Raw genomic sequence first — 23,273 nt, forward strand, 5'->3', positions numbered from 1 at the left:
TAAAGCCGCCGAGAAACCATTGAATTACAAAAAGAACCGCAAGCCCTCTTCACAGAGGCTTGCGGTTCTTTGGTGTTCCTATAATCATGTGCCGCAGATGATGCTTAGATTAAGCTTCTACCGGATACATTTTATTGCGCAGTTCTTTGATTTCATCACTTTCCAGATATTCGTCATAGCTCATTTGGCGATCGATGATGCCTGTTGGCGTAATTTCGATAATCCGGTTAGCAATCGTTTGGATGAACTGATGGTCATGGGATGTAAACAGCATTGTGCCGTCAAAGTCAATCATACCGTTATTCAGTGCTGTGATGGATTCAAGATCCAAGTGGTTCGTTGGCTCATCCAGAATCAGTGCGTTTGCACCTGTCTGCATCATTTTTGCCAGCATACAACGAACCTTCTCCCCCCCGGAGAGTACGCTAGCCTTCTTCTGGGACTCCTCACCGGAGAACAGCATACGGCCCAAGAATCCACGCAGATACGTTTCATCCTGATCTTTCGAATACTGACGGAGCCAATCCACGAGAGTCATGTCTACACCGTCAAAATACTGAGAGTTGTCTTTCGGGAAATAAGCCTGAGTCGTCGTTATACCCCAAGTATATTCGCCGCTATCTGCTTCGGTTTCACCCATGAGAATATCAAATAACAGTGATTTGGCATTTCCGTTCGGGCCAACAAATGCAATTTTGTCACCTTTGTTCACCACAAAGCTCACATCATTCAACATTTTCACACCATCGATGGATTTGTCAATACGATCTACCGTCAGCAATTGTTTACCTGCTTCACGTTCAGGCTTGAAGTTGATAAACGGGTATTTACGGTTGGATGGACGAAGGTCATCCAATGTGATTTTGTCGAGTGTTTTCTTCCGGGAAGTCGCCTGTTTGGACTTCGAAGCGTTCGCAGAGAAACGTTGAATAAAGGCTTGCAGCTCTTTAATCTTCTCTTCTTTTTTCTTGTTGGCATCCCGCTGCAGAGCAAGTGCCAATTGGCTGGACTCATACCAGAAGTCATAGTTACCTACGTACATCTGGATTTTACCGAAGTCAATATCTGCGATATGCGTACATACCTTGTTCAGGAAGTGACGGTCATGGGATACCACAATAACGGTACCTTCATAATCCATCAGGAAGTTCTCCAGCCATTGAATGGATTCGAGGTCCAAGTGGTTGGTAGGCTCATCGAGCAACAGGTTGTTTGGACGGCCAAACAACGCTTGTGCCAGCAATACACGGACTTTTTCGTTTCCGCTCAGCTCTATCATTTTTTTGTCATGCATGTCACGTACAATGCCAAGACCGATCAGGAGCGCCGCTGCATCTGGTTCAGCATCCCAGCCGTTTTGCTCAGCGAATTCCCCTTCAAGCTCACCTGCACGCAAACCGTCTTCTTCTGTGAAGTCTGCCTTCGCATACAAAGCATCCTTCTCTTTCATGATGGAATACAGACGAGCGTGACCCATAATGACCGTTTCGAGAACCGGATACTCATCATATTCAAAGTGGTTTTGCTTCAAAACGGCCATACGTTCGCCCGGGGTGATGTGCACCTCTCCCGAGTTGGCTTCAATCTCACCAGACAAAATTTTCAAGAATGTTGATTTGCCGGCTCCGTTGGCGCCGATCAGGCCGTAACAGTTCCCTGGCGTGAATTTGATATTTACATCTTCAAAAAGTGCACGTTTTCCGTAGCGGAGCGTGATGCCGCTTGTACTGATCATTAAGCATACCATCCTTTATTGGTTAATCTGCATACTGCATGAATAGCAAGTTGCGTAAATCATGGATTCAATATCCCGATGCCTATTCTGGCACCATATTATAACACAAAAAAGCGGCAAATTCGAAAATTGGCCGCTTTTTACTTATTAAAGATTTGGTAAATGTACTGTTCATGCAGGCATATCCCTACATTAACATATTTGGCTCACTTTTGTTAGCCCTGTTTACCTTCCTCGTGATGAATGCGGAGTGTTTCGCCATGACCAAGCACCCGAATCCGCTCTTTACCAATGCCTAAACGTTCACGTTCAACTTCCAGCCGATCCAGCGCTTCCTTGGGCGTATCATCCGCCAGCTTGAATGTGCCGTAATGCATTGGCACCATGAGCTGTGAGCCGGATTCAACGAACCCCTGCAGCGCTTCTTCGGGTGTCACATGCTGAGAAGTCATGAACCATTCCGGATCGTAGGCACCGATGGGCATCAGGGTAACCCCAATGTCAAAGCGTTCTCCAATCGTTTTGAAACCCTGGAAGTAACCTGTATCACCCACAAAATACAACACAGGCGGACCGCCGGATGTTTTGGATGTTTCGTCCTTCCCTGATTCCGTGGATGATTCATCCTGATTGTTCGTTGTTGTAGCACTTTCCACTGCTGAATTCGTTGCCGAATGATTCGATTCCAATACATAACCGCCCCAATGAGACGTATTGGTATCAAACAACGTTCGGCGCGTCCAGTGCTGTGCAGGAACAAAAGTTATTTTGACTCCGCCAAGTGTCATATGATCCCACCATTTCATCTCCTGGCATCGATGGAATCCTTTGCGAATCATCTTGCGTTTCAGACCATCGGGTACGATCAGCAACGTCTTGGCTGTAATAAGCTTACGCAAGGAAGCCAGATGCAGATGATCATAGTGGGAATGGGATATCAGAATCACATCCAACGGTGGAATATCCTGAATCGGAATGCCGGGGGCACCGAGCCTGCGTTGAAATCCCATTTTTTCGGCCCACACCGGGTCAGTCACGATGTTTAATCCATAATATTGAATGAAAAACGTGGAGTGACCAATCCAGGTAATACTTGTGTCATCCCGGTTGGCATGCAGATAATCCAGTTCAGGCGGGTGTTTGGGCACGGTGTAGGAGTAGTCCTTCACTTTGCTCCGCCGTTGCTCCCTCCATTGTTTGAATTCCTTCAGCGTTTTGTCCGTACTTACATTATCGATATTGTTATAACGGATTTTTGGCATGAAAGGGCACTCCTCCCTTCCTCATTTCTTAACAAGAGATTACCCCAAACGGGAATGGACGTACCAACCAATCAATCCTTTGGGTTCTTATATACGGCCAGATATACAAACAGAAAGACAATAGCAGCCGCAATGATCAGTGGAGGGGCGTACATAATGGTGAATGTCTCAAAAAAGCTCAATCCGGTTATACCGGGTATCCCCGTGACTCCCTCAGTAGATAGTGGATCCAGCAAGGAAGTCATGAGTGAGAACATGTATGGGTGCATGAACAGACTCATCCTTTCTTTTTACCAGAATTACCGCGCACATAATTGGCATCAAACAGGAACAGCTTCATAATCAGCACAAGCGAAGGAATGAGCACGAGTAGCCCCAGACTAAACGCTGTAATGAGCGCAATCCCCATCGTGCGATTCGTAAAGCCGTCGTAAATATTGATGTAAGGATACAGAATGTACGGAAGGTGGGATCGCCCGTAACCATACCAGGCAAAGGCAAACTGAAGCATGACAGCAACAAAACACCAACCTAGATATTTACTTTTCCACACCAGCGACACGGCAATGACAAAACAAATAAACGAAGCGATGAACATCCATGAAATATTTACCATCTGCTCAAAGTGTTCGGGATTCTGTTTGTTAATCTGCAGAAAAGCCAGAAAGCTTGCAAAAATGGTAGGCAAACTCCAGAGCAGCGCGTACTCTCTAAGCACCTCATATGCCGGCTCATCCCCCGCCCGTTTTGCATAATAAGATAGAAACATCGCCGAGATGTACAGCACACTAACCAGTGCAAGCAAAACAACCGACCATGTATAGGGATTCGTCAAAAATTCACGCCAGCGAAAAAACACCTGATCGCCCACCTCTTCAATGATCCCGCCTTCGGATATTGCCAAAATGGTGGAGAACACGGCTGGAATCAGCAATCCCGTCGCCCCGTACAATGCCATATAGATCCGGCTGTTCTGCCCATGATTGCCATAGGTATTGTAGGCGTAATACACGCCCCGGATCGCAAGCAGTACAATGGCCAGGGAACCCGGCACCAGCAAGGCCGTCCCGTAATAAAAGGCGCTGTCCGGATAAAACCCGACCAGTCCGACCACAAAAAAGATCAAAAACACATTCGTCACTTCCCACACGGGAGACAGGTAGCGCTGAATGATGTTATGAATTTTGTTCTCATGCCCGGTCAAAATGCTATAAAAGCTGAAGAACCCGGCGCCAAAATCAATCGAAGCAACGATCAGGTAACCGAACAAAAACGTCCACAATATTGCGATGCCTGCAATTTCGAAACTCAATGCACGATCCCTCCTTCAAGCCCCAGAGACTCTAGTTCCTTCTCTGCTTCCTTGTTACGGAACAGCTTGCTGAGTACCCGAATGCACGAGAAACACAGGATCAGATACAGCAATATGAACAACACTAACATCCATCCTACCGAAGTTGACGTCGTGGCCGCTTCCGCCACCTTCATATATCCGCGTAAGATCCAAGGTTGCCTGCCAACTTCAGCGAACATCCACCCCAACTCGATCGCAATCATGGCCAGTGGCCCCAGCAAGACAATGCCAAGCAGCAGCCACTTGGGATAGGGCTTGCGCCCTGGCAACCAGCGCCGCAGTACATATAACACAGGAATCATCAGGATGATCACTCCGGTGGTGACCTTCAGGTCGAACATATAATGTATGGATAGTGGTGGTCTCAGATCCGCCGGAAATTCTTCGAGACCTTTCACTTCCGTATCTGGACGATTACCCGCCAAAATGCTAAGCGCATAGGGAATCTCAATCGCGTATTTCACTTCATTGTTCTCATCCAAAATCCCCCCATAAACGAGCGGTGCCTCTTTCATCGTCTTGAAATGCCATTCTGCGGCAGCCAACTTCTCCGGCTGATATTTCGCAAGAAATTTACCGGAGGAATCGCCGATCATGACGGTACTAATGGCAAATACGAGCGCAGATACCGTCGTGAGTTTCAGTGCTTTTTTGTAATACACATGATCCCGTCCCCGAAGCAAACTGAAGGCGGCTATCCCCGCCAGGATACCTGCACTCAAGGTGTAGGATGAGGCGAGTACATGGGACACTTTGGTTGGCGTTGCCGGATTCAACATGGCAGCAATCGGATGAATGTCTTTCATGATGCCATTAATCAGGGTAAATCCCTGAGGCTGGTTCATGAAGGAGTTCACCGTTGTAATAAAAATCGCAGATGCAGATGAGCCGAGAGCTACCGGAATCAACAGCAGCATATGCGTATATTTCTTTTTGAAACGATCCCACGTATAGAGGTAAATTCCAAGAAAGATCGCCTCTATAAAAAAGGCAAACGTCTCCATGAACAGCGGCAGGGCGATTGCCTGACCCGCTACCCGCATAAACATCGGCCACAGCAGACTGAGCTGTAATCCGATCGAGGTGCCTGTAACGACGCCAACAGCAACGGTGATGACAAAACCTCGCGCCCACCGGCGTGCCAGCAAGGTGTAATGCATATCATTGGTTCGGAGTCCTCGCCACTCGGCCAAGGCAATCATAAGTGGAACACCTACACCAATAGAGGCAAAAATAATGTGTACAAACAGGGTAAGGCCGGTTAGTATCCGGCTGAGCAAAACAGGGTCCAGGGATGACATGGTTACACTCCTCTTTCACATAATCGTTATGTACGACAGCAGTTACTCTGCTTGAACGTGTATCTCAATAACTCATGATTCGGATGATGCTCTTCACAACGGCATACAGCACAACCACAGCTGCAACCAGACAGACGATAATGAGTGTTTTCTCTTGTTTACGGAACATATACCTGCCGTCCTCCTTTTGCATGGGATGCAAATTATGGCTCTATAGACAGTTTGCAAAAGAAGTTGTTTTTTTATCCGGGGAAATTGAAAAACAAAAAAAGCCTTTCCCCTTATCACGCTCACGCGCTGAAGGGCAAAGGCTCTATCCGTAGGTCTCGTACATAAACATTATTCATAAAAAAAGTGGAATACATTTCTTCATTCTTCATTAAATTCAGACCAATACGTCCTGCTTGGGCAGTCGTACCTTGAACGTACTTCCTTTGTCCGGTGCAGATATAAAGGTCAGCGTACCCTTGTGATCCTCTACAATTTTACGGGAAATGTACAACCCAATTCCTGTTCCACCAATCTGCCGGTGATCCGAATTATCGACCCGATAGAATTTGTTAAACAGCATGTCCTTCTCTTGCTCCGCAATACCTATTCCGTAATCACGCACATCAAGACATAACCATTCCTCTTCTTCCCATAACGTAACATCGATACGATCGGCTCCCGGAGAATACTTAACTGCATTACCCACCAGATTATGCAGAACCTGAACCATCCTGTTCTGGTCCGCATAAGCAAAAAAGTCTCCATTAAACGTATGCACGTAGATACGTTGGGCAGACTTCATATTCCACTGTTCGGCAACCCCTTCTACCAACTCCACCAGCGGTACATACGTCATGTGGTAAGTCATACCTTCGTTGTCGAGACGCTGAATATCGAGTACATCATCGAGCAAACTGCTCAGCCGCTTGCCCTCCGAAGAGATGGTCTGCATGAATTCCCGCTGTTGAGCTGCCGGAAGGTCATACATCATCATAAGTTCCACATATCCCATAATGGTGGCTACAGGCGTTCGAAGCTCATGAGATACCACACTGATCAGCTCATTTTTCATCCGATCCAGCCGTTCTTCTCCTGTTCGGTCACGGAACACCAGCAGAAACCCATGGTTTTTACCGGGGACATCCATCTGCTTCATGTACAAGGAAAATACACTTTTATCCACATTATTGAATATAAATTCGGTCTCGATAAACGCCGTTTCTCCATTCAGGAATGCTCTCGTCTGTTCCATCAGATTGAAGTTGTCCGTTAATACCATCGTATCAATCGCCTGCGCCAAATCCTCAATGGATCTGCCCATAAAATCACCCAAACCAAACATCTCTTCTATCCTTCGATTGACGATGGTTATGGTACCTGATCGATCAGACATCACGAGCCCTTCTCGTACGGATTCAATAAATTGCTCACTGATATCTCGCTGTTCCTGGATGGCAATCTTCTCATTGAACAACTCCGAGTTCAGCTTCTCCAGCGCAAGGGCATGACGTACACGATCTTCTTCTGCTCTGGTCCGCTCCGTAATATCCTTAATAAACAGGTTATATAATGTCTCATTTTTGCCCAACTGGATCTCAACAATTTTGTACTCAATCGGAAATACGGAACCATCCCGTCGGATACCTGAAATTTCTTCAACGATGGTGTATCTTTTACCTTCAACATATTCAAATCGCTCCAGCAAATTCTTGATCTCCTTGCAGCTGGCCCCTTGAAAAAGAGATGGCGCTTCCTTGTGCAGGATCACTTCTTCCCGACGCAATCCAAACATTCTTTCAGCCTCCGGATTAAACTCAACGATCAGCCCATTGGAGTCCACAGCGATAATCGCATCAATAGAGGATTCAATAATGGCACGTTTGACCTCTTCACTATTCTTGAGTTCCTTGGTACGCTCGATAACCCTGTCCTCCAGCGTTAACTTGTCGTGACGAATCTGTTCGAATTGTTCCAGCAGCACATCGGCCATTTTGCGCAAATTACCAATCAGGATCTGTACTTCGGTTACATGGCTGGTTGGCCACTCCATCTTCCCATTTCGAAACAGCAGTCTCGGAAGAGAGCCTGTCATTCGGGTCAGTCTTAACAGCGGGCTAACAACCTTACTGCTGAGAGGAGCCGCTACGATCATGGAAGCCACGATGATGATGAACAGGGATTGCAGCGTGGTCAGATAAATGGATTCGATTCGGGGGTAATACTCGGACGAGTCAGTCACAATGAATACCCGATAAGGTGTTAACCTTGTCATTTCTGCTTCATAGATAAAAGAGGCTTGTTTCCAATGATTCAATACATCGCTGTAATGGATATTTGCGGAACTTAACAGAATGAGGTTATCCCTCGACTTCAGAAGACGGAATCTGTCCATGTCCAGATACTCGCCCACCTGTAGTGTATTCAAACCAGAAGCGACGACTGTATCATTGCGATCCAGCAGAATCACATTCACACCCAGTAGATGATGATAACGCGCCATATTCTGATCCATATTCTCGGAGGTAACATACTCTTCATCAATATCCTGAACAACCGCAGTTGCTGCATATTTCATATCACGTAATATGGCATCATTCATTTGACCCAATTGTCTGCGGCTATCTGCGGATAACAGTACGAGTGAAACAAATACCACAAAGGCGACTACGTATTTAAACGCAATTCTTGTTAATGGAATGGTTCCCATGCGTTTTGACTTGTGTTCACCCGTGGTGATCCAAAAATCAACTACAATTCCCGCAATCAGCGCATTCACCATACCAATCACAGCAATATACATATACTCATACTTTAAATCGTCTATATTTAAACCCAACATAAAATGCCCGGCATAGATAACAGGAAGTAACATGACTACCCAAAAGACAGCATTAGCCTTGATTAAGCTGCCATTCTTCCAGCGGATCTGCCAAACGAGCATCCAGATTAATTCCATGAAGTGGGCAAGCATGACAGTTAAATTGTGCGGCACAAAGCCAACAAAGACGGTATTCAGGAGATGGATAACTGTAAGGGTGACAAATCCATAGATGGCCCCATGCAAACGAAGAGCAATGAGTGCTGCGGCGCTACCAATCATAAACTGTACACCATAGAATAAAGTAAACGGAAAAATAGTGCTTAGTGAGCCCAGAATGATCAGAATGCTGGTCCCAATCCAGGGTATTCTCAGTTTCAACACGACCCAATCCAGCATTTGTCTTGCCTTTATACGATCCATAGGCAATTGCCCTCATGGATCATTTTTTCTTCTGTTTTCAACAACAACGTTGGTTCCCCCTATAAACTTAAGCGGATACAATATTACTTTTTTCCCCTTAACTCGTTCTGATCCATTATACTGTAATTAATACTTGGTGTAGCTTTGGGAAATTCTGATTGATCGGCAACCAAACTGCATTCATGCTAGAATATTGAAGTTCATTCAAAAAGCGTATTCTTTCTCTACATATACATCCTATATTTTGGGATAGAAACATTAAAAAATTTGCGGCATTTATTCGCAATTCACCTTGTTTTTTTAGCATTTTCTTAACATATTATTTTCACCAGGAGTGTGACCCTATGACTATCAAAGTACTTCTTATAGAAGATGAGAAAAATCTGGCCGACATGATTGCTTTCTTTCTTGAGGAGGAAGGATACATCACTGAACGGGTTCATCATGCCCGCGAGGCACTTCAACTGTTTCCACAATTCCAGCCGGATATTGTTGTAACGGATCTCATGCTTCCTGAAATGGATGGAAATGATCTCGTAGAAGCCTTTCGCCAGCACTCCACTGTGCCCATTCTGATGATCTCGGCAAGCACCATGCTGAATGATCGACTTCGTGCATTGCATAATGGTGCGGATGACTTTCTGTGCAAACCATTTAGTTTGAAAGAGTTGGATGCCCGGATTAAAGCACTGCTGCGAAGATCAATCATTTCCTATCAGGATAAACCGGTAAAAGAAGACAAGCAGGCAGAGGTTACTGGACATGTGAATGTGAATGAGTACAGAAGAACCCTGTTTGTGGATGGCGTTGAAATCGAGGTCACTCATATTGAGTTTGAGATTATGAAGGAATTGTACCGCAATCCGGGTAAAGTGTTCACCCGCAATGAACTGATGGATCGGATCAAAGGCTCCGAACGCGCCTATCTGGATCGTACCATTGATGTTCATATCTCAAGTCTACGTAAAAAAATTGAGCCTGACCCCAAGAACCCACGTTATATTAAAACGGTTTGGGGAACAGGCTATAAATATGTGATCTAATACGATCGTAACGATTATAAAGTTAAACATCTTTGGCCATATCTCTCTTTTATCTCATGGATAAGATGGGTGGTATGGCTATTTTTGAGTTATGGATAGACGAAGAATGAAACCAATTTTCCATATCCTTGATTAGTTGATTCGGGTCTTGCTCGTTCCAGAGAATCATCTTCATCTCACCCGTACCTGTAATTTCTTGCAGGTGACGCTTCCGAATAAGGGATTGGAAATCCGTAATGACTAGTAACGGAAGTTGTGGCATAAAAGCCCGAATGGCATTTGCTGCTGACACCGCTTCTTCGGCAACCTGATAATCAACAATACAATAACGGGCATTTTCCCAACTTCCCCGATGTGTTTCTATCGCAGAACCAGATGTTGAGTCCTCAATCCAGTTCGTGAACAATTGAATAATATTCTCATATGCAATACGACGTTTTCCATCCGAGAGCACGGTAATGGGTTCCATAGGTATACCTCCAGTTGATTCTTATCTTTATTGTGCCAATTTTCGTTTAAAAATGTTTGTGCGTGAACATGAAAGAAGTGTTAACAAATTTCGCACTTCTTCACATTAAGTGTTAGACACGTCCACTTCACTTCTGGATGATTTCGCAGATTCCACACATTGATGTAAAATAGAGAAATACCCGTGTGATTTAATTTACGGGAAGTTAAAGATGAATCTGGTACTATAGGAGGTTACATTGATGAATATTGTTTCCATTGAACCAACACCGAGTCCAAATACGATGATGTTACATCTCGATGAACGTCTGGAGGACGGAATTCGCAAAACATATACACTGGACAACGAACGATCTGCTCCGGCGTTCATTCGCCAGATGCTTCATATTCCCGGTGTAAAGAGTGTGTTCCACACAACAGACTTTGTCGCACTTGATCGTAAAGGGAATGCCGACTGGTCCGTTATCTTGGGCGAAGTCCAAAATCGCCTTGGACAGCACGGCATCGATCTGGACTGGATTGAATCCGAAGATGGTTCAGGCGAGCACTTCGGAGAAGCACAGGTATTTGTACAATTCTTCCGAGGTGTACCGATGCAAATTAGGGTCAAGGCCGGGGTCAAGGAAGAACGAATTTCGTTGTCAGACCGCTTTGTCAAAGCCGTAACAGAAGTCGCCAGTGCAACGATGATCAAAGAACGTAAACTGAGTGATTACGGTGTTCGATATGGTGAATTGCCTGATATTGCACGTGAAGTCGAGCAGGAATTGGAAGCCGCTTACCCGCCGGAACGGCTGGAGCAAGTCATTAAACAGGCCATTGAACATGGTACCAAATCCGAAGAGTTCGTCGAGCGCCGCCGTGAATTGGATGGAGCCGAACTTGAAGAGGCTCTGCGAAACGAAGACTGGAATGTTCGCTATGCGGCATTTGACAGCATGGAGCCTACGGCAGAAAGACTGCCTCTCGTAGCCCATGCCTTGCATGACAACAAAATGCAGATACGTCGCTTGGCTGTCGTATACCTGGGTGACATTCGTACACCGGAAGCGATGGAACTGCTGTATGAAGCACTTCAGGACAGTTCTCCTGCGGTACGCCGGACTGCCGGGGATACCTTGTCGGATATCGGTGATCCTGCCGCCACTCCAGCCATGACAGCTACGTTATCCGATAAAAGTAAACTTGTACGCTGGCGTGCAGCACGTTTTCTCTATGAGGTCGGAACTGAAGAAGCAGAGCAAGCGTTGCGCGTTGCAGCCGATGATCCTGAATTTGAAGTCAGCCTGCAGGCCAAGATGGCTCTGGAGCGGATCGAATCGGGCGAACAGGCTGCTGGAACGGTATGGCAGCAGATGGCTGGCCGTAATAAAAAAGAGGAATAGTCGTCTCTCAGACCTCACATCCAACAATTGTTATTGCACTGGAAAACCATGCGCGTTATACTGATTGTCTGTTTACTAAACAGGACACACGGTGTTAAGTTGTGTTGTTCATAATTTCATAGACAATAGATACACCTCATCCATTGATGGTGAGGTAGAGGTCGCGGGTGCGATCAGTACGCTGATGGAGGCGCTAAGGAGCCGCTTATGAGATCAGCCGAAAGGTGTACCCGCCGAAGCTCGCTGGACGTTCCTTATACGGTCCAGTGAGCTGGGGCTGCTGTCGAAAGGCGCAGAACTGTCACGGAAGTACATTTCCTTTATATAAAGGTATGAATTCTTCTGTGTTGAGCTATCTTAATCATCTGGGACATGGTGCGGACATTGAAATATTAAAGACCGCAGGCTGATGCCTGTGGTCTTTTGTTTATGAATTCAAGTATCGCAAACATCAGTATACCGAATGAAGGAGTGTTTCCATGCAAGACCGCAGTAACCCAACAACAACAACTGGACCTTCCCTGAAAAAAGGATTACGCGCACGCCATATGACGATGATCGCCCTCGGTGGCTCAATTGGTACCGGGCTGTTTCTCGCAAGTGGTACCGCCATCTCAACCGCAGGCCCTGGTGGAGCATTAATTGCCTATGTGGCCGTTGGCATCATGGTTTATTTCCTAATGACCAGCCTTGGTGAGCTTGCTACCTTTATGCCGGACTCCGGTTCATTTAATACGTATGCCGCACGTTTTGTCGATCCTGCTCTCGGGTTCGCCATGGGCTGGAACTTTTGGTACAACTGGGCGGTAACCATTGCAGCAGAGCTTGCTGCCGCTACTGTACTCATTAAATACTGGTTCCCCGACAGTTCATCCATGTTATGGAGCTTATTGTTCCTCGTGCTGATCTTTTCCTTGAACGTGTTGTCTGTTAAAGGCTATGGAGAGTCCGAGTACTGGTTCGCCATTATCAAAGTCGCTACTGTTATCATCTTCCTGGCCGTTGGTGTGCTCATGATCTTTGGTATTATGGGCGGAGAAGCCGTTGGTTTCAGCAACTTCACCATCGGTGATGCGCCCATCCATGGCGGATTCTTCGCTGTGCTTGGTGTGTTCATGGCTGCTGGATTCTCATTTCAAGGTACCGAGCTTATCGGGGTAGCCGCCGGTGAAAGTGAAAACCCGCGCGAGAATGTCCCTCGTGCAATTCGTCAGGTATTCTGGCGCATTCTGATTTTTTACATTTTGGCGATTACCGTGATCAGTCTGATCATCCCGTATACTCATCCGAATCTGCTCAAAGGTGACCTGGAAAATATCGGTGTCAGCCCGTTCACACTGGTGTTTGAGAAAGCTGGCCTCGCCATTGCGGCTTCCGTCATGAATGCCGTTATTCTGACTTCTGTACTCTCTGCCGGTAACTCAGGCATGTATGCTTCAAGCCGGGTTCTCTATGCCCTTGCCCGTGACGGTAAAGCCCCTCGTTTCTTGGGCAAGTTGAACAAAAAGGGTATTCCAATGAATGCACTTTTGCTTACAACAGCCGTTGGTATGTTGGCATTCCTTGCCTCGCTGTTCGGTGATGGGATTGTGTACACGTGGTTGCTGAATGCATCCGGTATGTGTGGTTTTATCACTTGGCTGGGTATCGCTATCAGTCATTATCGCTTCCGTCGTGCATACGTTGCACAAGGCAGGGATCTGAGCGATCTGCCTTATCGGGCACGCTGGTTCCCGTTTGGGCCGATCTTTGCCTTTGTCCTGTGTATTATCGTGATCATCGGACAGAACTATCAGGCATTCACGGGTGATCAGATCGACTGGAGTGGAGCCATCGTTGCCTACTTGAGCGTACCCCTGTTCCTGGTGTTGTGGCTCGGTTACAAATGGATCAAAAAGACCAAAGTGGTGCCGCTACAGGAATGTGATTTCACACCTACGGATTCACCAGCTGATAAGCACTAACGAAGAATCAGGTTGTTTCTGTCCTCTACGTTCTCATGTAAATGGATAGTTTAACTTATACAGTTACTACGATTTAACTTCATATTAAAAAAACCTCCCCGTAGCGTTGCAGTCTTCCTACTGTAGCGAAACGGGGAGGTTTTGTTTTGGTTCGACTCTCCCCCTTCGAACATTTCTGTACATCCTTTCGTCCCTGTCCATATTTTGTATAGATCCGTAAGTAGAATAGAGAAAGGTATACTATTTTTCTTGGACAACGGGAGTTGATGTATAATGAAAAAATTCTCTATTCTGCTCGTTCTACTGGGCATCCTGATCATCAGCTTTCCTTTCCTGCGGGAAACGTATTATGATTGGCAGCAAACCCGTGTCATGAACGATCTGGAGCAATTGCAAAACGGCTTGTCTAAGCTTAATCACTCCTTCGAACAAGGCATACAGGATGCAGCTTCTGCCGAGCCGACTACTGACAATACAGGTACAGTGCAAGAGGCCTCGTCGGATACGTTGGGGGTGCTATCGATTGACAAGATTGATGTCCACTTACCGATTCTGGAGGGTGCAACGGAGGACAACATGAAGGTAGCTGCAACCCATCTTGTTGAAACCACCCGTATCGGGAACAAAGGTAATGCTGCCATAGCCGCTCATCGCGCCCACAAAAAAGGACGGCTGTTCAATCGTCTGGGAGAACTCCAGATCGGTGATTCAATGGAAGTCACCCTGACAGATCGAACGATTATCCAATACAAGGTAGATCAGATATCCGTTGTGGAGCCAACTGACTTATCTGTGCTGGAGGATCCCGGGCTTGGACAGGTCCTTACCTTGATTACCTGTGATCCACTCGTCAATCCAACACATCGCCTAATTGTAAGAGCTATTGCAGTGAAACCAAATGTTACGGGGACCTGATCCTCCCTAAATATCACAAAAAAATACCCTCTAGCATATTCACACGTCGACGCTAAGTCTTCGTAGTGATTGCTAAAGGGTATCTCTATCTACACACGATGAATTTTAGATACTGCGTGTTTCGATCTAGCGATGAAGCTGTTGTCTGCGGCGGAAGTACATGAATCCCGCGCTACCTAGCGCCATCAGCATCATGCCCACAGCAGTGTAAGCCATTGTGCTCTCTTCACCTGTTTGTGGCAGCATTCCCTGAGATCCAGAATTTCCGTTTGGCTGTGATGCAGAATTTCCATTGCCCTGTGATCCATCTGTATCCGTTCCAGCAGGAGGTGCAAGTGCACCATCCCCATCAGGTGCATCTGTATCCCCAACTGGAGGTGCAGTATCGTCACCGTTGGAATCGCCTGGTGTCGGTGTCACTACCCCGGAATCTTCATCTGTCGGAACTTCGCTTCCTCCCCCAGACTCTGTAGGTTCAGTTACAACTGTGCCTGGAACCGACGAATTTGGTTTTCCTGGTTCCGGAGTTACTGGTTTCTCTGGATCTGGTGTTACACCCGTAGTAGGTGTTCCCGGATTATAAGGTCCACTAGACCCACCACCCGATACCGGGATAGCTTGATTCGTTTTTTCCACAACTACAGCTTCGGTTTGTATGTTCGTAATTTCGAATGGTACTGGTGTTGTTTCCAACATGTATCCGTTAGGCGCTTTTATTTCAACCAACTGATATTTATTGATATCCAAGCCTTCAAGTACAATTTCACCTTGTTGATTGGTTGTCAGTGAAGCTTCATCTAGACCTGTTACCTTGTGGAATTCCCAATTCCCATTTGCATCCATCAATGCAGTTTGAGCTCGTAATTCAAATACAGCTCCTTGAAGGTGCAGAGTTCGGCCCGCATTGGTTTTAATCAATTTAACAGAACGATCATTTTTTTTATTTTCAATGGTTATTTGAGTTTCCGGTTTGATAATAGATACAAGGGTCTCCGGCTGTTCAATAACAAAGCCTTCTGCCTTGGTCTCTACCAATGTATATGAACCATAATCCAAACCATCGAATTCAATGACCCCATTTAGGTCGGTTACTTTTGTATCGATGACAATGTTGGAACGATCACGCAATTCGAATTCGATTCCGCTTAATACAGACTTATCCTTGGCATTTACTTTGGTAACGACAAGTTTACCACCTGCACCCATTGCATTAGACTTCGTCAAGGTAATACTCTCCGTCTGATTCTCTACAATGGTAAACGGAATTGGTGTAGCATCCAATTGATAAAACTCAGGTGCCACGACTTCTACCAGCTCATAATCCCCTGGCGACAGTCCACCTTTGGCGATCTTCCCATCTTCCCCTGTCGTTAACTCATCGATTTTCTCTCGCGTTGCGCCGTCCTTGGAGTACAATTCGAAAGTTGCACCCTTAAGTGTCTTGGAGGAGTCCACCGCATCTACCTTGGTTAATTCAAACCCTTGGCGAATCTTTTTATTTTCAATTTCAAAAGCAATATCCGCATCCTTAAATTCAATCGTTTGACCTGAGGCAGAGCCATATTCAGGATCAACCAAATATCCTGCCGGTGCAGATAATTCTTTTAACTTATAAGGTACACCGTTGGTTAGATTGTTTAATCGATAGTTTCTGGAGCTTTCAACCACACCATTCTCGTCCGTTGGTTTCAATGTTTCCAGAAGCGTAGTTCCAGACGCATTATAGATTGCAAATATTGCACCCTCCAGCGGAACTCCTGTATCACTGACTTTGTGAATTCTGATTTTGCCCAGACCTGTAGAGGCTCCTCCACCAGCTCCAGCCAAGGAAACTTTGATTCCCGACTGATTACCTTCTCCGATTACCGAGGAAGATTGGCCTGCAAATTCAACCTTATTCTCAATTCGGGCGCCATGATCGGCATTAATATAAGACTGATATTCCAAAATGAATGCAGTATGGATATCTTTCTTGAAGGTGAAGGTAAATGTATTGCCCTCCACGTCCAATTCATAATCAGCCGGATCAACAAGTCCAGCTTTGGTGGATACATTGCCTGAATTGTTGGCAGGTAAATTGGTTGCATATAATTTCAATGAATCAGCCAATAAAATCTGGTTCTCTGACAAGGTATCTGTTAATTGGTTACCCGCAGGAATGAAAGATTGACTTGGATTGATATTTACCGTCCATGATGCTTTATCCGTTGTACCTTCTTGCTTCCCTGTTTTGCGCACGTATACACCACCGTTGGCAGGTGTAACACTGGCTGATCTATTAAATCGTATTGCACCACCCTCACCATCCGTCAGAACAGCCTGGTTGGCATATGCGCCTGCTACAGAATATGGTCCATCCAGACTTGTTTGGTACTGAATGCGATAAGCCATTTTGCCCATGTTACCCAGATCCAACGCAAAACCTTTACCGTCCGGGTTCAACTGGAATTGACCAGGTGTGAGCAGAACCTCGCTACCCACAGCAGTAACATTATTGGCTCCCTGCAACTCTAACTCATGAACTTTCAATGAGCCGTCTACGAAAGATTGGTCTCCAGTGTAAGCATCCTTAAGGATTGCATCCTGAATATCAAACAAATTGTAGTTTACATCGATTGTCCAGGTGATCTTTTTATCTTTGGCGCTATATTCACCCTTTTTGTTACCATTTTGAATTGTGTAGTCTTGCGGTTTGACCGCAGCAGTTTTGGTAATCGCAGTCTGTTTTACATCAGACTCTTCCCAATCGATCTTGGCTGAGTTGCGATATTCATCATTCGTTGGCATACCCGCTGTGGGATCAAAGCTTGTTTTATAAGTAATAACATGCTCCGTACTGAGCGTTACGCCGTCCTTCAAGCGAAGTGAGAATCCTTTTTCATACGTTGGATCAGCCGGGTCTGGAGTCAGTTCAAAGTCGTCTTTGTTAACACCACTCACTTGAAGACTACCCGGAATCAGTTTCATATGTCTGCCTTCGTAATTGTCGGTGATGACGATATCCGTCATGTCCTGCAAATCACGGTTCACAACAATCTGCCATTCGATTTCTTTTGTGTTGAAGTTTTCACTTTTTACACTCTTTGCAAAAATGACTTCCTGGATGTCTCTTCGGCCTGTTTTGGAAGTACCATCATACATGTTCACTGTGTTCGTAATGGTGTCGTTTGTATACACACGATGAATAGATTGAGTATCATATTCGATCTCATAGGCCTTTGTAATATCGTTCTTAAAATGTAATCTGAAGCCATTATCGAACCCTGTACCCATCGCTTCGAGTGTGTATTCATTCGGATTGATCAGTGTTCTGTTGGAAGCCGCTCCACTTGCATTAATGTCCACTTGATACACTTTGACGGAATTGTTGATCAGTTGCTGTTTTGCCGTATCAAAGCGGTCTTCAATCCATGCATTCGTTTGCATAATTTCTTGCTGATTGTAGTTATATTGCACTTTCCATGTGATCGTCTGGGTTACCGGATCATACGCACTCTCTTGCCCTGATTTGTTCAAAGGCTCATTAAAACTCACACGAACTCGGCCAATATCTGTTTCGTTGTGCTCACTCTGATCCGTTGTAAGCGCAACCTGGTTTTGATACTCCACGTTGGTGAACGGAGCAGTGGTTGGTGCTTTAACACTTGTCGTATAGGTTACACGATAGGCCTTATCTGTATCTCCCAATTGAATTGGAAACTGTGGTTCCGTTTGAACTACTGGGCCTTCTTTTACAGATCCATTCAATTGCACTTCCAATTCGCGAATTTCGATATTGCCCTTGAGCTCCAGCTCTGCTGGGAACGTGTCTGCAAGAACAGCATTTTTCATTGCCTTCTCGCCTTGGTTAAAATCTACAGTCCATTTAATTTCATCCGAGTTGAAGTTGTCTTTGTTTGCGCTTCCCGATTTCTTCAACTTATCTACGGCTGTGTTGGCAAAATGTACATCAATGATGCCCTGCCCTACGGAACTAAAGTCTATCTCCTGTTTCAAGCCATCTTCCATCTTGCTCTCATCGAACTTAATCCACACGTAGAAGTTGCCTTCCAGCTTCGCATGATCGATCAGTTCATTAAAGGTAAAGATGATTGTGCCATCTGGATTCACCACATACTCCCCAACACCGCCATCCAGATTACCCTTAAGCTGCGATCCGATGATGAATTTATCAGGCAAGTTAAAGGTGAACGTAGAGCCATCGCTGTAGTTGTGGTTTTCATCTGCAAGTCCCCATGTAAAGACTACAGCCACCTCATCCTGGATTCGTGGTCGAATATCCTCGATTTTATCTCCTTTGACTTCAATCGTGCCATTCCCGTTGTCTTCTGGTGCCTGATTGTACATCTGCACACTGGTAATCAATTGATCTGTAATTACCGGGCCTGCAGCTGCGATTGCTAAACTGCTCTGGTTGAGGTTTCCCTCCCCCTCTTCTTCCGGAGTGGCAGCAACGTCAACGTTGTTAACCTCTTCCGAACCTGCCAAACCTTCTTCTGATGCTGTATCGCTGATTGCACTGGCTGGCAAATTAGTTAATTCATCCTGAGCATGCATTGTTGGTGTAAATATCCAACCCTGCATCATTTGCGTGACCAGTAACAGAGCAATGATCACTATGCTCACTTTTTTCCTCATTGTTTGCATATCCTCCTCGTACGTAGTGTTGGCATACGCCGAAGATTAGAATAGCAAAGCTACATATACAAAAAATAGACAACACTAAAATCCTCGTTTTTGAACACAAAATTGAACACAAAAAAGGATACTCCTCAAGCGGAGCATCCTGTTCAAACGGTTGTTATAATGTCCAGTTAATTTTGACGCGCAGATCCGTAGTACCTTCCATTTTGGATACATAATAAGATATCGATTTCATGCCAAGTTGGTACAAATCCTGCAAATCTTCAATCAGTCCAGCCTCCGTACCCTTGTACCTGAACGTGAGTGAGGTTCCGCCTTCCTTCAGCTTACTCTGAACTTTGGTCTTCAGCGCAGCATGGCCTTTAACAGCATCCTGTTCATCATACAGGGAATAGTCCAGAGCATGGTACAGCTTCTGATAAGCGGCTTTTTTGCTATCTCCGGCCTTCACCAGCTTTAATAAAGCTTCTCGATATGGGGCAGGCGCAACGGGGTACTTGCTTTTGCCTGTCCAGATATGGTCACGTGCCATCTCATCATCACTCAGCAAATAATAGCTGTGGCTAACCTTACCTTTGCGGTCAGGGGTAGGATCATCCCAGGTGGTGTCCATGTGATACCACTTGCCGTCCAGGTTCACGATATTCCAGGCATGAAGCTGCCCGCCCGCTGTACCTTCCACAATCCGGTTATCGATACCTACTCGCTCCAGCATCCGATATGCCAACAGTGAATATCCCTGACAGACGGTACTGCCTGTAACAAGCCCGTCATAGGCCGTATATTTCTTCAGAGAGGTATCGTAGGAAAGGTTAAGCACAATCCAGTCGTGGATGACCTTGACCTTCTCATGATCCGTCATGCTTGGTTTGATGATTTCTTTCAACACGTTTGTGACTTTACGATTCACATAATCGGTCTGCTCCTTGGTCTCCCGATAGGAGAGAGTCACATGCACCTCGGCCGACACATTGGAGCCTTTATAATTAAATGCATAACTTTTAACGGTATATTGGATATAGGGGTCACTCTTCATTGCCTCATCGATGGAGGTTTGTAATTGTTTTTTGAGGCCTTTCACATTGCCTTTGTATGTAAAAACAAGTTCCTCCGTTCGCTGTGACATTGCGGTAAGCAAGGTCTGGCGCAAATCTGTTGCCGTGGATATATCTGATGTCCCTGATGCAGCATACAGTTGATCCAGATCAACCGTACGTGGTAACGCTACAGCAATCAGACAGCCTGCCAGCAGTATGGTGATAATTCGTTTCCCGTTCTTACCCATGAAAGGAACCCACCCTTCTTTGCAAAGTTCTCACGCCCTATTGTATCACAAAAGGCTCTATCGTCATTCTTCTATATCATTTCAACTAAAGAATATTTACAAGAACACTCGTGTAAATGTTAGTTGAAATGATTTGATTTTTGTAAAAATTAAATCAAAAGAGACCTTCTATGGAAGGTCCCTTTGATCTTTAGTTCATTGAATCACGACTACCCGTTATCTTCATCCTATGTTTCGTTTGGTCACGATATGAGTGATTCCTCGTCTAATACAGGCGATTACCACTCATAAACGTATCTGTCTTACCTTGAAGCTTCGCCAGCCGTTCCAATACCTGTGACGCTTCAGCTACCGTCACTTTACGTGCAGGCATGAATCGTCCTTCAATCGAAGGAAGCAATCCTAGCTTCAGACTCAGGGAGACCGCTCCCTTACTCGTAATGGCACTGGCATCCGCAATGTTGGGAAGATCCGATGGCAACGTATAGAATCCGGCCAGCTTCTCATAGCGTAAAATACGTACAAGCAGCACTGCCAATTCTTCACGTGTCATCTCTTCCTGCGGATTCAAATTCTGTTCAGGGTCCGCTCCGGCAAGCCAGCGCTGATCGATTAATGCCCGAACTGCCTTATAATACGGGCTGTCAGGTGTCACATCAGCGTATAACTTGTCATCTCCGTCCCCACTGTAGTACAGATCCATATTTGGATTAATCGCTCTTGCCAGATAGTTAAACCAATCCCCTCGGGTGATCACACGATCCGGGAATACGCGTCCCTGTTCATCAGCAAGCAATACGCCATGCTGTGTCATATTGCGTAGAGCTGCTTCGGCCACATGACCCAAGATATCCGTAGGTTCAGCCTTGGTTGCAGAGCTTGTGTCCCCGTATAAAAGCTTCCACTCCCCTGTGTTCGCATCCAGCGCTTCATAGTTGCCATAGATCGAATTCTCATCACGTGTAGGCATATAAGCAAGGTTCACCCCCGCTGGGATGACTTGACCACCGTTCATACCATATCCGCCATAACGGGAATATGCGAGGATCAGCTTGAATTCCTCCAGATAGAGTGCCTTGGCCTCTTCATAACTGATGGCTGGCTTAACATCTGCCGGCAGTTGTTCAGGCGTTGCCGCTATACGTGTATAGAACTCGTTAATCGTCCCGTTGTTTAACACCTGTACTTGTGCCGTATCTTCCTTAACCGGAATTCCGTTCAGATAACGCTGGAACAAAAATGTGCGAGCATCATCCACCTCAATCACGTTAGCCAGTCGGAACTGCTCCGTTGCGTCTGGAACTAGCGCAATCACCGTGTCCATCGCCAGTTTCTCAGCCTGCTTCCGGGTTACCAATTTGCCTGCCTTCTCCTCAGCCGGCTTCTCCTGTTCCATCTCCGGTCCCATTCGTTGCATCATCGTATAACTGTAGATCTGCCCGGTAACTGCATCTACCTGTGCTGAGATATCCCGCATGAACATATAGGACATATTGGCACTTCGATCGCTCCAGCTCAGACTCCACACCTGATTGTTCGGACTTGAGTAATATCCCTTGCCCAACTGGTTATGCTCCAGCTTATATCCCTTGGGAATATCAAAGTTTGTTGCGACCCGATTGGCGGCCTGCTGAACATTTAACCTCGTACCATTGGCCGGGACAAAAGGCGTTACATCACCTTTTAACTTCGTATCCTGCTGCAAAGAATCTTCATCTACAGCTTTACCTGTTAATGTATTAATCCGTTCCAACGTATTGGCTTCAATCGGAACGATACTGATATTTTTTGGTGTATATGCAAGGTAATACTGCTGACCCTGTTTGGAAGATAGACGATCTTTGGCGATATAAGCCAGCTCCACATCGAACTGTTCTTCAAACTGCTGTCTGGCCTTCTCTTCTGAAGCTGCCGGTTTCGATGAGGGATACTTGGCTTCAATAGTACCCCGTGAGTAACCTGTCACCAAACCACTTTCATCCACATTAATGTAGACTGTCTCTGCGTCAGATAACAATCCATCATGTTTTAACTGGTACCCGTATCGATACTCTGTTCTGCCAAACAATGACTCTTGTTCGATGGAAGAATACAGATCTCCAAGCGGAGCATATTCATTGTCCTTAAGACCCGGAATCGCTTGGTACAACAGTGTCACGGCCTTTTCTTCAGCTTGAGCTTTGGTTAACTTCACATCTGATTCCGAGACATGTTTATCCAGGATATCCGACGGCAAATGTACACTTAACACTTCCCCTGTGCCTGCATGTACAGTTCCACTGAATCCCGACGTATGATTACCTTGTGTAATCTGGAACCCGATCTCCCACGCCTTGTAGTCTGGCGGTGGATAGGAATTAGGTGAATCGAATCGTGCAGATGAGATCGTTGCTTTTTTTAATAATGGAAATAATTTCAGTATATTTTCACTGGCTTGCCTGGATGAGATTTTCGCTCCCTCAGGCACGTCATTGCTCGTTGCGTCTAGTTGTTCATTTTCCCCCGTTGTCGCTGCGGTCAACTGCTCTGCTTGCGCGGCTGATGCACTGCCTGCAAAACCTGGTGTTTGCGAAGCAAGCAGCAGTGTTGCCATCGCTGCGGTTGTTGCTTTGGTTGCGAACATTTTCAATCGTAAATTAAACTTCCAATTCAAACTCAAATCTGGACCTCTCCCTTCAATTTCAT

At 45.8% G+C, this 23,273-nt stretch carries 14 protein-coding genes and 1 riboswitch; of the genes, 4 read left to right on the forward strand and 10 right to left on the reverse strand.

Annotation, left to right across the window (positions count from 1 at the left end; translation table 11 throughout):
* Positions 1-109: 109 nt before the first annotated feature.
* The 6 genes from AC1DE7_RS18160 to AC1DE7_RS18185 all read right to left on the reverse strand — a co-directional run bounded on the left by AC1DE7_RS18160 (position 110) and on the right by AC1DE7_RS18185 (position 8,884).
* Complete coding sequence (locus AC1DE7_RS18160) at positions 110-1,735, reverse strand: ABC-F family ATP-binding cassette domain-containing protein (RefSeq protein WP_036668008.1); 1,626 nt, start codon at positions 1,733-1,735, stop codon at positions 110-112.
* A gap of 215 nt (positions 1,736-1,950) precedes the next feature.
* The gene (locus tag AC1DE7_RS18165) at positions 1,951-2,997 is read right to left on the reverse strand and encodes an MBL fold metallo-hydrolase (RefSeq protein ID WP_127546573.1); all 1,047 of its coding nucleotides are present in this window, start codon (positions 2,995-2,997) and stop codon (positions 1,951-1,953) included.
* Positions 2,998-3,068: 71 nt separating this feature from the next.
* Positions 3,069-3,266, reverse strand: coding sequence for a cytochrome bd oxidase small subunit CydS family protein (gene cydS, locus AC1DE7_RS18170; RefSeq protein WP_127546575.1), 198 nt, complete (start codon positions 3,264-3,266; stop codon positions 3,069-3,071).
* Positions 3,267-3,274: 8 nt separating this feature from the next.
* Positions 3,275-4,309 carry a cytochrome d ubiquinol oxidase subunit II gene (locus tag AC1DE7_RS18175; protein WP_036668011.1) on the reverse strand — a complete coding sequence of 345 codons (1,035 nt, stop codon included), beginning with the start codon at positions 4,307-4,309 and terminating at the stop codon, positions 3,275-3,277.
* Positions 4,306-5,652 carry a cytochrome ubiquinol oxidase subunit I gene (locus AC1DE7_RS18180; RefSeq protein ID WP_036606964.1) on the reverse strand — a complete coding sequence of 449 codons (1,347 nt, stop codon included), beginning with the start codon at positions 5,650-5,652 and terminating at the stop codon, positions 4,306-4,308. Before AC1DE7_RS18180 ends, AC1DE7_RS18175 begins: the two co-directional genes overlap by 4 nt.
* A 385-nt stretch (positions 5,653-6,037) precedes the next feature.
* A complete protein-coding gene (locus AC1DE7_RS18185; protein ID WP_477534919.1) occupies positions 6,038-8,884 on the reverse strand; it encodes an ATP-binding protein in 2,847 nt (948 codons plus the stop codon).
* 344 nt (positions 8,885-9,228) lie between these two features.
* Here AC1DE7_RS18185 and AC1DE7_RS18190 point away from each other — a divergent pair, with 344 nt between their 5' ends.
* On the forward strand, positions 9,229-9,927 hold the full coding sequence (locus tag AC1DE7_RS18190) for a response regulator transcription factor (protein WP_017692253.1): 699 nt from the start codon (positions 9,229-9,231) through the stop codon (positions 9,925-9,927).
* Positions 9,928-9,976: 49 nt separating this feature from the next.
* Here the strand turns inward: AC1DE7_RS18190 and AC1DE7_RS18195 are convergent, their stop codons facing one another.
* A complete protein-coding gene (locus tag AC1DE7_RS18195) occupies positions 9,977-10,396 on the reverse strand; it encodes a hypothetical protein (protein WP_036606962.1) in 420 nt (139 codons plus the stop codon).
* Between the two features lie 241 nt (positions 10,397-10,637).
* Here AC1DE7_RS18195 and AC1DE7_RS18200 point away from each other — a divergent pair, with 241 nt between their 5' ends.
* The 3 genes from AC1DE7_RS18200 (at position 10,638) to AC1DE7_RS18210 (ending at position 14,659) form a co-directional block, all read left to right on the forward strand.
* Complete coding sequence (locus tag AC1DE7_RS18200) at positions 10,638-11,780, forward strand: virulence factor (protein WP_127546582.1); 1,143 nt, start codon at positions 10,638-10,640, stop codon at positions 11,778-11,780.
* 147 nt (positions 11,781-11,927) lie between these two features.
* A riboswitch (Lysine riboswitch) is annotated at positions 11,928-12,143 on the forward strand.
* Between the two features lie 116 nt (positions 12,144-12,259).
* Entirely contained in the window at positions 12,260-13,744 is a 1,485-nt protein-coding gene (locus AC1DE7_RS18205) for an amino acid permease (RefSeq protein WP_477534920.1), read from the forward strand.
* Between the two features lie 273 nt (positions 13,745-14,017).
* On the forward strand, positions 14,018-14,659 hold the full coding sequence (locus AC1DE7_RS18210) for a class D sortase (RefSeq protein WP_477534921.1): 642 nt from the start codon (positions 14,018-14,020) through the stop codon (positions 14,657-14,659).
* 126 nt (positions 14,660-14,785) lie between these two features.
* Here the strand turns inward: AC1DE7_RS18210 and AC1DE7_RS18215 are convergent, their stop codons facing one another.
* The 3 genes from AC1DE7_RS18215 to AC1DE7_RS18225 form a co-directional block, all read right to left on the reverse strand.
* Positions 14,786-19,297, reverse strand: a complete 4,512-nt coding sequence (locus AC1DE7_RS18215; protein ID WP_477534922.1) for a collagen binding domain-containing protein — start codon at positions 19,295-19,297, stop codon at positions 14,786-14,788.
* A 163-nt stretch (positions 19,298-19,460) separates the two neighbouring features.
* Positions 19,461-20,588, reverse strand: a complete 1,128-nt coding sequence (locus AC1DE7_RS18220; protein WP_477534923.1) for a transglutaminase domain-containing protein — start codon at positions 20,586-20,588, stop codon at positions 19,461-19,463.
* Positions 20,589-20,853: 265 nt separating this feature from the next.
* Positions 20,854-23,247: an S-layer homology domain-containing protein gene (locus tag AC1DE7_RS18225; protein ID WP_477534924.1), complete on the reverse strand. Its 2,394-nt coding sequence runs from the start codon at positions 23,245-23,247 to the stop codon at positions 20,854-20,856.
* Positions 23,248-23,273: the final 26 nt, after the last annotated feature.

The organism is Paenibacillus sp. 10L310 (assembly GCF_056395745.1).